This window comes from Arthrobacter crystallopoietes, from assembly GCF_002849715.1.
In the GTDB taxonomy this organism is placed as follows: domain Bacteria; phylum Actinomycetota; class Actinomycetes; order Actinomycetales; family Micrococcaceae; genus Crystallibacter; species Crystallibacter crystallopoietes.
On record NZ_CP018863.1, the window covers coordinates 3,218,100 to 3,232,237 of the forward strand.

At 63.7% G+C, this 14,138-nt stretch carries 13 protein-coding genes; 4 read left to right on the forward strand and 9 right to left on the reverse strand.

Annotated elements, in window-relative coordinates; genetic code table 11:
* Nucleotides 1-159: 159 nt before the first annotated feature.
* Nucleotides 160-468 (forward strand): GNAT family N-acetyltransferase, encoded by a 309-nt coding sequence (locus AC20117_RS15060; protein WP_236777323.1) that lies wholly within the window; start codon nt 160-162, stop codon nt 466-468.
* A gap of 182 nt (nt 469-650) precedes the next feature.
* Entirely contained in the window at nt 651-1,670 is a 1,020-nt protein-coding gene (locus AC20117_RS15065) for a DUF6528 family protein (RefSeq protein WP_139186719.1), read from the forward strand.
* Nucleotides 1,671-1,727: 57 nt separating this feature from the next.
* Here AC20117_RS15065 and AC20117_RS15070 read toward each other — a convergent pair whose 3' ends face one another.
* The 3 genes from AC20117_RS15070 to AC20117_RS15080 all read right to left on the reverse strand — a co-directional run bounded on the left by AC20117_RS15070 (nt 1,728) and on the right by AC20117_RS15080 (nt 5,007).
* Nucleotides 1,728-2,366: a hypothetical protein gene (locus AC20117_RS15070; protein ID WP_074699005.1), complete on the reverse strand. Its 639-nt coding sequence runs from the start codon at nt 2,364-2,366 to the stop codon at nt 1,728-1,730.
* A 180-nt stretch (nt 2,367-2,546) separates the two neighbouring features.
* Nucleotides 2,547-4,199, reverse strand: coding sequence for a sensor histidine kinase (locus AC20117_RS15075; RefSeq protein ID WP_083339504.1), 1,653 nt, complete (start codon nt 4,197-4,199; stop codon nt 2,547-2,549).
* Nucleotides 4,200-4,368: 169 nt separating this feature from the next.
* Nucleotides 4,369-5,007 (reverse strand): amidohydrolase family protein, encoded by a 639-nt coding sequence (locus AC20117_RS15080; RefSeq protein WP_335644995.1) that lies wholly within the window; start codon nt 5,005-5,007, stop codon nt 4,369-4,371.
* 149 nt (nt 5,008-5,156) lie between these two features.
* Between AC20117_RS15080 and AC20117_RS15085 the strand changes: the two genes are divergently transcribed.
* Nucleotides 5,157-6,014, forward strand: coding sequence for an RCC1 domain-containing protein (locus tag AC20117_RS15085; protein WP_074699001.1), 858 nt, complete (start codon nt 5,157-5,159; stop codon nt 6,012-6,014).
* A gap of 736 nt (nt 6,015-6,750) precedes the next feature.
* Nucleotides 6,751-7,047 (forward strand): hypothetical protein, encoded by a 297-nt coding sequence (locus tag AC20117_RS15090; RefSeq protein ID WP_074698999.1) that lies wholly within the window; start codon nt 6,751-6,753, stop codon nt 7,045-7,047.
* A gap of 159 nt (nt 7,048-7,206) precedes the next feature.
* Here the strand turns inward: AC20117_RS15090 and AC20117_RS15095 are convergent, their stop codons facing one another.
* Genes AC20117_RS15095 through AC20117_RS15120 form a run of 6 tightly spaced genes read right to left on the reverse strand, consistent with a single transcriptional unit; the run spans nt 7,207 to nt 14,138 of the window.
* The gene (locus AC20117_RS15095; RefSeq protein WP_101632612.1) at nt 7,207-7,962 is read right to left on the reverse strand and encodes an SDR family NAD(P)-dependent oxidoreductase; all 756 of its coding nucleotides are present in this window, start codon (nt 7,960-7,962) and stop codon (nt 7,207-7,209) included.
* Between the two features lie 25 nt (nt 7,963-7,987).
* Nucleotides 7,988-8,848 carry a fumarylacetoacetate hydrolase family protein gene (locus tag AC20117_RS15100; RefSeq protein ID WP_074698997.1) on the reverse strand — a complete coding sequence of 287 codons (861 nt, stop codon included), beginning with the start codon at nt 8,846-8,848 and terminating at the stop codon, nt 7,988-7,990.
* Nucleotides 8,845-10,041 carry a fumarylacetoacetate hydrolase family protein gene (locus AC20117_RS15105; protein WP_074698995.1) on the reverse strand — a complete coding sequence of 399 codons (1,197 nt, stop codon included), beginning with the start codon at nt 10,039-10,041 and terminating at the stop codon, nt 8,845-8,847. The genes AC20117_RS15100 and AC20117_RS15105 overlap by 4 nt, the downstream gene beginning before the upstream one ends.
* Nucleotide 10,042: 1 nt before the next feature.
* Complete coding sequence (locus AC20117_RS15110) at nt 10,043-11,512, reverse strand: aldehyde dehydrogenase (NADP(+)) (protein WP_074698993.1); 1,470 nt, start codon at nt 11,510-11,512, stop codon at nt 10,043-10,045.
* Entirely contained in the window at nt 11,509-12,837 is a 1,329-nt protein-coding gene (locus tag AC20117_RS15115) for an enolase C-terminal domain-like protein (RefSeq protein WP_074698991.1), read from the reverse strand. The genes AC20117_RS15110 and AC20117_RS15115 overlap by 4 nt, the downstream gene beginning before the upstream one ends.
* A gap of 20 nt (nt 12,838-12,857) precedes the next feature.
* Nucleotides 12,858-14,138, reverse strand: a complete 1,281-nt coding sequence (locus AC20117_RS15120; RefSeq protein WP_074698989.1) for a TRAP transporter large permease — start codon at nt 14,136-14,138, stop codon at nt 12,858-12,860.

The following is a 14,138-nucleotide window of genomic DNA, read 5'->3' on the forward strand; positions in this document are numbered from 1 at the left end:
AGCGATAAAGAAGGGATACCGGCGACGTATCGCCGAGGTTTATGTGCGCAGCTTCTCGGAGGACTTCGTGACGTTCTCGCGCGACACCGGCAAGTTAGCCGGCGTCACCTCGGGCTGGCTCGCGGGCTGCTCGGCTACGCGGTGATCGGCGGCTGGTTTATGGGTGGTTCCGACGGTGCCCGGCCGGGGCTTGCCGAGATCGGGTTCGTCGCTACTGAGCCGGCCCACCAGGGTCGCGGCGTCGGGACGGCGTTGCTGCGCCATCTGCTGGCTCAGCCCGGGTACCGCGAGTACGTGCTTGAGGACATCAAGGACACCAATGAACCCGCCCTCGGCCTCTACGCCAAGCTCGGCTTCAGCGTGTACAAGCGCCGGAAGGTGCGCTTCGCCCGACGTGCCGGCTTCCGCGAGCTCGTGTCGATGAAGCTCGTACAGGACCCCGCATCGCAGCCTACCGCGGGCTTTTGACCGGCCGCGTAGACGATCACCCGCCGTCGTCGTACTTTGCATGCCGCGAGGCCGAAACGGACGCTTTCACTAGACTTCCTCGAACAGTTACCCCATGGTGGAAAAAGTGTCCGGCGTCACCCGGCGTCGGAAAATCCGACATTCCCGCGGGGTGAACCATGGTAATTTCAGGCAATCAGACCATGCAGAGCAGGCGCACCGTGCTCAGGGGCCTGGCGGCGGGCGCTGTCCTCGGACCGGCTGCGGTCTTGACCGGCAGTCCCGCCGAGGCTGCTGCTGGCTACCACCTTGCAGTGGTCGACCAGAACTCGAAGACAGTGCGGATCTACGACAGGCGCGCGAAACGCTGGAACGACGATGCGGTGATCTGGTCTTTCACCGGCAAGGAGCCTTGGTTTGGTACTGCCTGGTGGGCGGACCTGTCCGATGTCAAGATCCGCAAGACCCAGGGGCGGGGGCGGATCGCGCTGGTCTGTGCCTCCGGCGGTGCCGCTGGAATCGTCGACATCAAGCGCCGCGAGCACACCGACTCCGATAACGATCTGATCTGGCAAGCGTACCCGGACGACAACCCGCACTCCATCGAGCGGATCCCGCATAACGGCTCAATTCTTACCGCCAGCTCGAAGGGTGGGAAGAACCTCCAGCTCTACTCCCCGAAGAACCCGAAAAAGATCGATGACTTCGACAGCTACGAGAAGGTCAACTCCTGGAGCTTCCCTGGCGCTCACGGCATCCTCTGGGATCCGCGCACCAAAAACAAGGTTTCCCAAGGAGTGCTATGGGTACTCGGTGACGGCCGGCTTGTCGGCTACAAGGTCAGGGGAGCTGGCCGGAACACCGATCTCGACGTCTGGCGCGAGGTAATGATTGACCATCCCGGCGCCAAGATGGGTCATGACCTCCAACCCGATTACACCAACCGAGGTCACCTACTCCTGACCGACAGCAAGGGTGTCTACCGCTACGACGTTAACAGGGACAAAGTCATCAGCAAGCCGATCTGGGCCAAGGGGCGGGTCAAATCTATCGCCCGTCACCCCGTCACCAAGGAGTACATCTGGGTGGTGGGTTCACCTGACACCGGTGAGATGGGCACCAAGGTCAGCATCGGCAAGGTCCTCGGGAAGCCCACCGCCGAGCGCGGCTGGTCCGATGCTCGCTTCTACAAGGCCAGGATCTTTAGCCCCGATTACGAGTGACAGCGGCCGCATCCCGGAAGGCCGTGAGCGGCTGGACAGACGCGATGTTCTTACGAGTCAGGCGTTGCCGTCGGCGTTCCAATCTGCGTAGCCGCTGGCCTCGGTCTGATCGACCTTGCGGTGGTAATGCATACCGGCCTTGCCGCCCAGTACGGCGGCCACCAGCGAGAGCAGTGCGATGCCGATCAGCACCACTATTCCGCCGGTTGTCATTGTCCCCTCGTCGAGCGGCACCCCGGGGAAGCTGGCAAGGAGGGCCGGGACGTCCAGCTGCGCTCCGGACACCGTGCCGGTCACGGTTCCGAGCGCGGCGATGATCCCTGCGACGACGACGGCCCAAAGCCAGACGGCCACACCCTGTCTGGCTCCGTCGTAGCGCGCCATGCGGCCGGCGACGTAGCCGCCCGAAAAGTAGGCGAGGAAGATGATGACCGCGAGAATCACCGCACCGATGATGCTGACGCTCCGCAGGTCTTGTCCCGCTTGTTGGGCAATGGTGCTCGGGTCAGCGCTGTCGGCGACGCCGAAGAGGGCGCCGATCGCGGCGGCGAGTCCGGCCAGCAGGACGAAAATGCCGGTGGCTGTCATCCAACCGAAGAAAGCGGAGCCGATTTTCACCCCGCCAAGCCTGGTGGGCCGTGCCGGATGGTCCCGATGGCTCTCGTAATGGCCTGCACCAGCGGCTTCTGCTTTCATGGCAATCCCTCCTGCGGGTTAAGGGCCTCACAGCCCTGCTGCACGTCCCTAAATTCCAGATTAGGCGCGCGGAATCAGGGCCCACAAGCAGAGTTATGCAGTCGTGATTCGCGCTGGAATTCTTGACGTGGCCGTGACGCCTCCGCGATATTTACGACGGCGTTTCAAGCCGCCCACCAGTCATTCAGGCCTGCTGCCGGCAGGTATGTCCCGATGCAGCGGCAGTGTGAAGGAGACCACCGTGCCTTTGGCCGGCGTGCTTTCGAAACCGATGTTGCCGCCGTGCTGTTCAACGATGGCTTTGGCTATGGGCAGTCCCAACCCCATTCCAGGAATCGCCGTTTTTCGGACGGACGGGCTGCGGTAAAACCGGGTAAAGGCTTCGCCCATCTCTTGGGTATCCATGCCGCGGCCTTGGTCAACGATGCGGCAAACCAAGTGGTTGTCTTCCTGCCTGGCACGAACCACGACCGTGCTGTCCTCGGGCGAGTATTTGATTGCGTTGGAGATCAGGTTGTCCAAGACCTGGCGGATGCGAAGGGGGTCGCAGACCAGCCGCAGATCCGGCTGTACTTCAGTGCGAATGATGATGCCTTTGGGATCGGCCCGGTGACCGGCGTCCGAGGCGCTGTGGGCGATAAGTTCCGAGACGTTGGTGGGGACCGGGCAAATCGCGGTCCGCTTCGCCGAATCAAGCAGATCCTGTACCAAGTGAAGAAGGTGCACTGCGTTGCGCTCCACGGCTTCCAAACGCGTGCGGTGTGCGGGCGGCGCGTCGTCCAAAAGCAGTTCGGTGTTTCCGAGGATGACGGTCAGTGGCGTCTTCAGTTCGTGTGAGACGTTGGCCATGAAGTCGTCCCGTGCGTCGATGGCGTTGACGAGTTCAGTCACATCGGAGGAAGCGATTACCGCTCCATCGACAGTTCCAGCGGCACTGCGTACATACCGGATCGACGTGGAGAGGACGCGTTGTCCGGGTTTGGCGCCGACAGTGCAGAGCTGGTCTGATACGGGCTCCCCGCGGGCAGCCCGCCGGGAGGGCCATTGGTCCACAGGCAGCGGGACGTTGGTGCCGAACTCAAAGAGAAGGTGCCTGTCCTCATTGGGTGAGGCACCTCCGACGGTTTGCGCCAATTGCTGAAAGTAGCGTTGTTGCCTGTTGGAGAGGATCTCATGGCCTTGGGCGTCCACCGCCAGGACACCGGTGCCGACTGTATCCATGATGGTCCTGAGGAGCCGCTCCCGCTTGTCCGTCTCGGCCAGCAGCGACCTGAGCTCCTCATCCTTGGCGGCCATGTTGTCCACCATGAGACGAACCGTGGCGGCCAGCGCCAACATCACCAAGGGGAGCGGCAGAACACGGGAGAGCTCATGCGCGGCATTTCCAAAATCTATGTCTTCACGCTGCAAGAGGACCGGTTCCCAGGCAATGGCGAGCGTGCCCAGAATGCTGGCCACCATGCACCATCTGGGAAAGCGGGCAGAGGAAGCCAGCCAAACGACCGGAAACACCGTGAGCAGCCCCAGATGGAACACTTCGAAGCTTCCGCCCATCTGCAGGAGCCCGACCGCGACGAAGTCCAGGAGGGGAATGGCCAGATGCAGGGGGCGGCTGGACCTCTCCCACGGCACGATCACTCCGCCCGCGAGCAGAACCGCCGCCAAGGCTACTCCCAGTTGGAATTGAAGAACGGCCAGCGGTTCCGGGTGGATCACAGCCAACAGGAACACGGTCGCGGTGAAGGGCGCCTGGCCCATCAGGACAGCCCGCCGGCCCTCCGACCGCATCCGCTGGACGGGTGTCAGGGTCAGGAACCTGAGAATGCGCTCCACTAACCAGCCTCCTCGCTGTAGCCACCACTCTGGTGTTTAAGCCTTACACCACAGAGCCCTGCAGGGATAGGGAGTGCCACACCGCACCAATTATTACCTCAACGACTCGGCGGGTGGCTGCGTAAAGCAACCACCCGCCGTCGTACTTAGATTGTGGCGAGGTCCAGGATCACTTTTTCGCTGACACGAGCTCGTGGGCGGCAGTCCGGTAGGCGACACGACCGCCAACTACGGTGAGGCGGGCGTGGTTGGTCAGGAGTTCCGCGGGCTCGGCGGCGAGCGGGTTGGCGTCGAGGACGGTGAAATCGGCGAAATCTCCGACGGCGATGCGCCCCTGCTGGTTCTCGGCCCGGCAGGAGTAGGCTGCGTCGCGGGTGGCATGGCACAGGGCGTCGGCCAGGTCCAGGGCATAGCCGGGCAGGTTCGCCGGCAAGGCCGGGTCCAAAGCCGAGCGTCGGGTCGCGGCTACGTACATGTTGGGCAGCGGATGATGCGGGGCCGTGGGAGCGTCACTGCTCAAGGCCAGGGTGGCGCCGGCGGCCGTGAATTCGGTCCACGGGTAGGCCCGCTCCGTCCGGTGGTCTCCCAGCATGCTCTGCCAGTTCTCCTGGATCGACGGATCGGCATGGACCGGCTGCATGGAAGCGACCACGCCCAGGCGGGCCAGCCGGCGGACGTTGGCTTCGGTCACCGTTTCCAGGTGTTCGATCCGGTGCCGGCGATCGCGCGGACCGTTGATGCTGTAGGCCTCCTCAAGGGCATCCAGCGCGATGTCGGAGGCCTCGTCGCCGATGGCATGCAGGGCGATCTGCCCATCTCAACCGCGGTGTCCGTAGAGCGGACGTGGGAATCTTTACGCCAGGGGCTGCCACCGTTCCATCACGTAGGCGCAGCCCCATCGACCACAACCTCCGAGGGACTGATGTTGCGCGTCGCAACTCCTGAGACGATCTAAAGATGACTACTTGCTATCCCCACCCCCGCATCGCGGCCGGTCGCCGACACTCGGTGGGCGTCACCGCGCAGGGTTCGGTGCTATCCGCGGGCATCCCGACAGCGGAGGAACGGCGCGTCGAGGGCTGGAATAGCATCGTCGCGGTGGCGGCTGGAAACGTGCACACAGCATCGAACACCGGGCGCTCTCACACGGTTGGACTGCGCGAGGACGGCACGGTGCTCGCGACCGGCTGGAACAACGAGGGGCAGTGCGACGTCGACGAATGGACCGACGTCGTGAGCATCGCCGCTGGTTGGCGACGCACGCTCGCAGTCATCGCAAACGGTACAGCCCGTGCGGCTGGTCGACGGAACGAAGGCGCCAGCGACATTGAAGGTTGGAGCGAACTGGTGGCCGTTGCGGCGGGAGACTGGCACTCCATAGGGCTTCGGGCGGATGGCACAGCAGTGGCTGCAGGAAACAATCGCAGGGGCCAATGCGAGGTGGCCGGATGGCGCGACCTGCGGGCGGTGGCCGCGGGCTGCCTGCATACGGTCGCCCTCACCAGAGACGGACGAGTGATCGCGGCCGGGGACCGAGCGTCCTGGGTCGAAGAAGTGTCTGCGTGGCGTGACGTTGTAGCCGTGTCAGCGGGCAGTTATCACACGGTTGCGGTGGTCGCTGGGGGCCAGGTGCGCGCGGCCGGCGACAACAGTCGCGGGCAATGCGATGTTGCATCGTGGGGTGACGTCGTGGCGGTTGCGGCTGGTTCCACTCACACGCTAGGCCTTCGCTCCGATGGGAGCGTTTTGGCGACCGGTAACAGCGATGACGGCCAATGCGACACTGCGAGCTGGCACCTCTCCTCAACCGACTAACGAGCCGCTTACGCGCGGCGCGGGGCGCCATTTAACGCAGCAGATAAGCCGCCATTTAGCGCTGCGATTCACAGGCAACGGTTATCAAACGTACATTTCGACGGTTGTTGCTACCGCTAGCGGGCCCATAGGCATGCTGTCGATTAACACACCCGAGCCTGGCTCCTTGAGCAACGCTGACTAACCTTATGCCACCTTAGCTGCGGGGTTGTTGGCGGTCGCGTTCAGTCCGCTCTTTCCCGGAGCTTAACGACAATCCCTGATCTGAACGATGAACTACCTATCGACGCTTGCGTGCCGAAGCAGAGGAAGAACTACGTGAGGCCCGGCGGAATGCTCAAAAACGCGCCTTCCGGTCCCTTCTCCGTCTCGGCTGGCTTATGAGGTTTAAGGTCGGCTGAGGCCAGGGGGGGAATTTCTTGGACTCAGTATGAACGTGAAGTATCACCGCAGACCGGTTACCGGCAGGGGTTGTGTGGAGCCTGTTGTTTCCCAACACGCCCAGGCTCCACACGGATTCCCCCAACCTCCATCGACAATTCCGCGGCCTCCCCAACGAAGCCGCGGTTGTTGATGCGTCACGTTCAGGGTAACGAATCGGCCCGACGGATCGCTAGGGACTTTAGGCCCTATCGGGATGCCGGCCGGCCGGGAGCGAGGTCCGGCGGAAAACCTATTGTCACGGCGCCGGAGCAGGGCCACCATTGGTTCATTCCAACAGTTGAAGGAGGCACCCATGGAAACGTCGGCCTACGCAATCGTGCATTTCTTTCCCGGCGGCACCAAGGACCAGTACGAGGCATCGGTGGCCGCGGCCCATCCGGGCGAGGGCCAGCGGCCGCCGGGGCAAATCTTCCACGCCGCAGGTCCGTCCGACGGCGGTTGGAGGGTCATTGCAATCCACGAGTCGAAGGAAAGCTGGGAGTCTTTCCGCGACAGCACCCTCATGCCCCTGCTGCAGAAGGGCGTGGAGGGCGGTTTTACAACTATGCCGGAGGCCACGGAGATCCCGTTGCACAACCTGCTGATGTAGGTGGGCACCGCCGTCGTTATTGTGTGCCGACAGTCCGGGTTAGTGTAAGGGTGCTGCCGACCGCGATTACCGGGTTCTGCCGGAGGATCGCGCTGGGGGAAGCGCGCTTGGCGGCCTGTTCAACGGTCACGTCAGTGCTCCTAATTGCCATGGCACACTCTAACTTGCCGGCCGAAGCCTCAACGCCTGCATGCCGCCGTCTACCGCCAAGGCCGTTCCCGTCGTGGACCCGGCCGCGGGGGAAGCGAGATATGCCACGGCCGCCGCGACTTCATTGGGCTGCACAAGCCTGCCATGTGGCTGCCGGGCTTCGAGCGCGGATCGTTCGGCTCCCGGATCTTCGGCCTTCTCCAGCAGGCGTCCGACCCACGGTGTGTCGGCGGTACCGGGGTTGACGCAGTTGACCCGGATGCCTTCGCGCAGGTGGTCCGCCGCCATCGCCATGGTCATTGACAGCACTGCTCCCTTCGAAGCGCCGTACAGTACGCGGGCAGGCAGTCCGGCCGTGGCCGCGATAGAACAGGTGTTGACGATGGCCGCCGTGGGCGACTTCCGCAAGTGGGGCAGCGCCGCACGGCTGACCCGCACCATGCCGACGACGTTGATGTCGAAGACGCGGTGCCACTCGTCGTCGTCGTTGTCCTCAACGGTTCCCTGCGCACCTATGCCAGCGTTGTTGACCACGACGTCCAGCCGACCGTACCGCTGGACGACGCTTTCGACGGCGGACTTCACCGATGCGTCGTCGGAAACGTCGCAACGCAGCGAGAAGTGCCTTCCGTTGGCGGATTCCGGCACCAGGTCCAGTACGGCGACCCGTGCGCCCAAATCCGCCAGCCGGTCCGCGGTGGCTGCTCCGATCCCCGAAGCGCCACCGGTCACGATGGCCACGAGTCCTTCCATCTCCTTGCTCATTACCCTCCGTCCTTCTTGCTGTTGCTCATGCCTGGGCAAAGGTCTGCCGCTGGCGGCCGAGTCCTTCGACTTCGATCTCGACGACATCGCCGGCCTTCAGGTACGGGTACTTCCCGGAAAGCGCCACCCCTTGCGGCGTGCCCGTCAGGATGACGTCGCCGGGTTCCATGGTCAGGTACTGGCTGAGGTGGTGCACCAGGAAGTCGACCGGGAAAATCATGTCGGCAGTGGTCGAATCCTGGCGCGGTTCGCCGTTCACCCAGCTGCGCAGGCGCAGGTTGTTGGCGTCCACGTCTGTGGCGGGGACCAGCCAGGGGCCGAGGGGAGAGAAACCGGGAGCACACTTGCCTTTGGACCATTGTCCGCCGGAATCCTCGATCTGGAAGGTGCGTTCCGACAGATCGTTGGCGGTGAGGTATCCGGCGATATGTTCCGCAGCCTGGGCAGGGGAGTCCAGGTAGCTGGCGCGCTTGCCGATGACCACGCCGAGCTCGACTTCCCAGTCTGTCTTGGTGCTGTTGCGCGGAATGTAGGCTTCATCATCCGGTCCGGCCACCGTGTTGGGGGTCTTGAAGAAGATGATGGGCACGGTGGGAGGCGCCGAACCCGATTCGGCGGCATGTTCGGCGTAGTTCATGCCGACGCAGATGATGGCGGACGGACGGGCGATGGGAGCCCCCAGCCGCTGGCCGTCGAGCTCTACGGCGGGCAGATCGCCGGCTGCCAGCGCTTTCCGTACGGAGGTGAGCCCGTCGGCCGCGAGGAATTCTCCAGTGATGTCGGCCGTCAGGGATGACACATCGTAGGCGTGCTCACTGCCGTCTCCGTTCAATGTAAGTACAGCGGGTTTTTCTGTTCCCGGAGAGCCGTATCGTACGAGTTTCATGCGTTCCTTCCAACGTGTTGCGGCGTGCCGACGACGGCCGGACTCTGGAGATAGGCGAACAGCTGCCTGATACCGAAGGTCCAGGGCGGGAGCTCTTCCGTGATGCCCGTCCGGTTGGCCAAAGTGCCAAGGTGCTTGCTGCGGATGGTGACGGTGTCGCCGGGCTTGTGGGTGAACCCCTGGCCCGGGGTGTCCCTGTCCTGGGTGGGCGCAAACAGTGTTCCCGTGAACAGGACAAAGCCGTCCGGGTATTGGTGGTGACTGCCGTGGGCGGCCCGCACCAGCTCTTCGAAGGGCCGGCTGATCTTGGCGACGTTATTGCGCCCTTCCAATGCATAGCCGTCCTGGCCTTGCACCTTAAGCGTTATCTCCTCTTCACGGAGCGTATCCAGTGTGAAGTCGCCATCGAAGAGCCTGATGAAGGGCCCCAGAGCCGTGGATGCGTTGTTGTCCTTCGCTTTGCCCAGGAGCAGGGCGCTGCGCCCTTCGACGTCCCGGAGATTGACGTCGTTTCCGAGTGTGGCACCGCGGACGGTGCCGGAGGAATCCGCGACGAGGACCAGTTCCGGTTCCGGATTGTTCCAGGAGGAGAAGGTGGGAATGCCGACGTCGGCACCGAAGCCGACGGCCGAGAGGACCGGGGCCTTGGTGAAAACCTCGGGGTCCGGCCCGATGCCTACTTCAAGGTACTGGGACCACATACCTTCGGCGATGAGCACCCGTTTGGCCTGCATGGCTGCTTCGGAGCCCGGCCGGAGCGACGAAATGCTTCCGCCGAGTGCCTTGCCCACAAGCTCCCGGACCTCCGCGGCCTTATTGAAGTCACCACCGCAACGTTCTTCGATGACGCGTTCGACCATGCTTTCCACGAACGTCACGCCGCAGGCCTTGACGACCTGCAGGTCGATGGGTGCCAGGAGGTGGGCGCTGCCGGCGTCCGCGTTCCATGAGGCGTCGACGAGCTCGGCCAGCGTCCAGCGGGGGCGGTCCAAGGCGGCAGCCGCATGCTGGGCGGGGTCATCCTGTTCCAAGAGGTCGGCGACAGTGCGGGCCACGGCGGTAATGTCGTAGACGTCTTCGCCCTTGGCCACTACTACCCGCGGGCCGCCGGACTCGGGGTCCCAGACCCGGCCGATCAGCAGCGCTTCGTCGGCGTCGGAGGGCAGGATCTCCCGTGCGGGAAACGCGGTCATGCTAGTTCCCTCCCTTGGCCGGTCGTTCCCACTGTCCGTCAACGCGGCGCGCGATGCCCCAGGGGTTGTCCTCCTGCAACGGCGGCGGAAGCTGCGTCGCGGGGAAGGAATCGTACGCGACCGGGCGCATGAAGCGACGGATGGCCGCGGTCCCCACGGACGTCGTGCCGGGCGCGGTGGTTGCCGGGTAGGGGCCGCCATGCTGCTGGGCATAGCTCACCGTCACGCCGGTGGGCCAGGAGTTCCACAGCACGCGGCCGCTCTTCTCCCGCAGCACGGTCAGCAGGTCGCCGAGCTCCTCTTCCGGCTCAGCCTGGACCGTGGCCGTAAGCTGTCCCTGAAGGAGCGCAGCCAGCTCGGCCAGATCGCTGCCCGGCTTGTACCCGATCAGCAAGGTGGCCGGTCCGAACATCTCCTGCTCCAGGAGTTCGGGCCGCTCGCGTACGGCATCCGCAGACGTGGACAACACGGTAGGCGACGGAGCGTCGTCGTCGTTCCCCTGGATGAGGACCTGTACCCCCTCGGTGTCCCGGACACCGGCCAAAGCCGAATCGTAGCCTTCACGCAGGCGCGGACTCAGCAGCGGGGCAACGGGCTTGCCTTCGAGCTCGCGCTCCAGCAGCCGGGTGACGTCCTCGGTGTCTTCCACGGGTGCGAACAGCAGTCCGGGCTTGGTGCAGAACTGGCCCATGCCCATGGTGAACGATCCCGCGTAGCCGGACAGGATCTCATCCTTGCGCCGGCTCCAGGCCTCCTCCGTGACGAAGACCGGGTTGATGCTGCCCAGCTCGCCGTAGAAGGGGATCGGCACCGGGCGGCGCGATGCCCTGTCGAAGAGCGCCCGCCCGCCCGCCGTCGAACCGGTGAAGCCGATGGCCATAACGAGCGGGTGGTCCACCAAGGCCTCCGCAGCGGCTCGGCCCGTGACGGTAGCAAAGAGCCCGGCGGGAGCGCCGGCCGCGGCGAGCGCCTCGACGACGATTTCTCCGGTTCGGAGGCCCAGTTCCAGGTGGCCGTCATGGATTTTGTGTACGACGGCGCAACCCGCAGCCAGGGCCGAGGCACTGTCCCCGCCCATGACGCTGAAGGCGAACGGGAAGTTGGAGGCGCCGAAGACGCCGACGACGCCGAGGGGAACGTTGACCTTCCGGATGTCCGGCCTCGGGCCCATGCCCCACTCCGGGTCGGCGTGGTCGATGGTGGCATCCAGGTTCTCGCCGCGGAGGATCTCGTCGCGGAAGAGGCGCAGTTGGAAGACCGAACGCTTGAGCTCGAAGCGGAGCCTAGCCTCGGCCAGATGCGTTTCCCGGCCGGCAATCCCGACCAAATCGTCCGCATGCTGTTCAAGACCGGCGGCGATCGCTTCCAGCCAGCTGCCCCGGGTTTCCGGTGTTACGTTGCGGACCTGCTCGTAAGCCGAATGGGCCGTCTGGATTAGGGATGCGGCTTGCTCGGCCGAGGTAGCGGTCATCGGTTGCCACCGCCCGTCACAGCGGCGCGGTTGCCGACCTGCTGCCAGCCGGCTCCAGCTGGGAAACTCCAGCGGTCCCGCGATTCCTGCAGCATTTCGGCTCCGTTACCCGGCTTCTGTGGCGCCAGATAACGGCCGTTTTCTACTCGAACAGGCTCAATGAAGTGCTCGTGCAGATGGTCGACGAACTCAATCATGCGGTTATCCATGCTGCCGCTGACGGCAGCGTAGTCGAAGAAGGAGAAGTGCTGCACCAATTCGCACAACCCTACGCCGCCTGCGTGCGGGCAGACGGGGGTCTCGAAACGTGCGGCCAGCAACAGATTCGCGATGTTCTCGTTGACGCCTGCGACCCTGGTGGAATCAATCTGCATGACGTCGATGGCACCGGCCTGGAGCAGCTGTTTGAAGATGATGCGGCTGGCTACGGCCTCGCCGGTGGCCACCTTGATGGGAGAAACCCCCTTGCGGATCGCTGCGTGGCCGAGAATCTCGTCCGTGCTGGTGGGCTCCTCGATCCACCAGGGGTTGAACTCAGCAAGCTCGTTGACCCAATCGATAGCTTCCTGGACTTCCCAGCGCTGGTTGGCATCGATGGAGATTTTGATGTTCTCGCCTACGGCCTCGCGGGCCAGCTTCATCCGGCGCCGGTCCTCGTTCAGGTCACCGCCCACTTTGAGCTTGATCATGCCAAAGCCATCTGCAACGGCTTCCTTGCTGAGCCGGACCAGCTTCTCGTCACTGTAGCCAAGCCAACCCGGCGTGGTGGTGTAGGCGGGGTAGCCGGAGCGCTGGAGCTCGGTGATGCGTTCTGCCTTGCCGGGTTCGCCGCGCCGCAGGATCTCCAGGGCGTCGTCAGGGGTAAGTGCGTTGCGGATGTGGGTGAAGTCCACCGCGTTGACGATCTCCTCCGCGGGCATCTCACTAAGAAGCAGCCACAGCGGCTTCTGTTCGCGCTTGGCCCGGATGTCCCAGAGCGCATTGACCAAGGCGCCTGCGGCCATATGGGATACGCCCTTTTCGGGGCCGAGCCAGCGGAGTTGGGAGTCGTGGATGAGCCGACGGGAGGCATCGCCCAGATCGTTGACCAGGTCGTCGGTATCCAGGCCGACAAGTAACTGGCCGTAGGACTCGATGGCTGCAGTGACGATCTCATTGCCGCGGCCGCAGGTAAATACGAACCCGTGGCCGGCTTCGTCATCGGTATTGATGCTGACGTAGGCGGCCGAGTAGTCAGGGTCCACATTGACAGCGTCGGAACCGTCCAGATCCAGCGAGGTTGGGAAGCGGATGTCTTCGGTGCGGACAGAGGTGATTTTTGACATTGATGGAGCCTTTCAGGCGTTTAGATAAAGCCGAGCAGTGACGGAAGCCAAAGGCTCAGCGCCGGAACAAAGGTGATGACAAAGAGGGTGATCAACATGGGCACGAAGAACGGCAACACACCCTTAATGACCTTGGGCACCGGGATATTGGTGACGCTGGACAAGACGAACAGCACCAGTCCGACGGGTGGCGTCAACAGGCCGATCAGCAGGTTGAAGATGACGACGACGCCGAAGTGGATGGGACTGAGGCCGAAGGTCTCCGCGACCGGCCCCAGCACTGGAACCAGGATCAGGATGGCGGCCGTCGGCTCCAGGACACAGCCGATTACCAGCAGCAGGAGGTTGACGAGGATGAGGAAGACGATCGGATGGTTGGTGAAGTTCAGGATGAAGTCCGCAGCGAGCTGGGGTGCCTGTTCACGGGCCAGCACCCACCCGAACAGCGCTGCCGCAGCGACAATAAGCAGGACCGAGCCCGATGTTTCGACGGAGCCGAGGAGGATCCGGTAGGTTTTCCGCCACGTCAAGGATCCGTAGATGAGGGCGAGGACGAAGATGTAAAGCACTCCGATACCCGAGGCCTCGGTGGGCGTGAAGATTCCGCTCAGGATGCCGCCGAGGATGACTACGCCGGCGCCAAAGGCTGGAAGGGCCGCCAGCAGGGACCGTCCGCGTTCGCTCCACGAGGCTTTGGACAGAGTGAGATGATGCTCCGTCCGGGTTAGCCACCAAACCATGAATGTCAGGCAGAGGATCAGTACCAGAGCAGGAATGATGCCTGCCATGAATAATGCGCCGACAGACACACCGGCCGTGACTGCATAGATGATGGCGGGAATGCTCGGTGGAATCATCGGCGCGATCAAGGAGGATGCGCCCGTGATGCCGAGGCTGAATTCCTCCTTGTATCCGCGCTGCTTCATGGCGGGAACCTGGATCTTGCCCATGGCAGCGGCGTCGGCAATAGCGGCGCCGCTCATCCAGGAGAAGCCGAAACTGGTGGCGATGTTGACGTATCCGAGGCTGCCGCGGATATGGCCGAGGTAGGCCACGGCGGTGGTGTAGAGCCGGTCCGAGACACCGGAAACGTTTGCGACGTTTCCGAGGAGGATGAACAGGGGCACGGCAAGGATGGCGAAGCTGTTGACACCGGACGTGGTCTGCTGCACAGCAATGCCCAAGGACGCGGTGGGGTCCATTGTGACGTAGATCAGCGACGGCACCAGCAGGGCTATCGCTACGGGAACTCGGAGGGCCAGGAGAACCAGAAGGCCCACGAGCATGAGGGTCAATGTCAT

Excerpts from the sequence above, each read along its gene's own strand:
- AC20117_RS15060 (WP_236777323.1), top strand. The coding sequence starts at position 160 with ATGGGTGGTTCCGACGGTGCCCGGCCGGGGCTTGCCGAGATCGGGTTC.
- AC20117_RS15065 (WP_139186719.1), top strand. The coding sequence starts at position 651 with ATGCAGAGCAGGCGCACCGTGCTCAGGGGCCTGGCGGCGGGCGCTGTC.
- AC20117_RS15070 (WP_074699005.1), bottom strand. The coding sequence starts at position 2,366 with ATGAAAGCAGAAGCCGCTGGTGCAGGCCATTACGAGAGCCATCGGGAC.
- AC20117_RS15085 (WP_074699001.1), top strand. The coding sequence starts at position 5,157 with ATGACTACTTGCTATCCCCACCCCCGCATCGCGGCCGGTCGCCGACAC.
- AC20117_RS15090 (WP_074698999.1), top strand. The coding sequence starts at position 6,751 with ATGGAAACGTCGGCCTACGCAATCGTGCATTTCTTTCCCGGCGGCACC.
- AC20117_RS15095 (WP_101632612.1), bottom strand. The coding sequence starts at position 7,962 with ATGAGCAAGGAGATGGAAGGACTCGTGGCCATCGTGACCGGTGGCGCT.
- AC20117_RS15100 (WP_074698997.1), bottom strand. The coding sequence starts at position 8,848 with ATGAAACTCGTACGATACGGCTCTCCGGGAACAGAAAAACCCGCTGTA.
- AC20117_RS15105 (WP_074698995.1), bottom strand. The coding sequence starts at position 10,041 with ATGACCGCGTTTCCCGCACGGGAGATCCTGCCCTCCGACGCCGACGAA.
- AC20117_RS15110 (WP_074698993.1), bottom strand. The coding sequence starts at position 11,512 with ATGACCGCTACCTCGGCCGAGCAAGCCGCATCCCTAATCCAGACGGCC.
- AC20117_RS15115 (WP_074698991.1), bottom strand. The coding sequence starts at position 12,837 with ATGTCAAAAATCACCTCTGTCCGCACCGAAGACATCCGCTTCCCAACC.
- AC20117_RS15120 (WP_074698989.1), bottom strand. The coding sequence starts at position 14,138 with ATGACATTGACCCTCATGCTCGTGGGCCTTCTGGTTCTCCTGGCCCTC.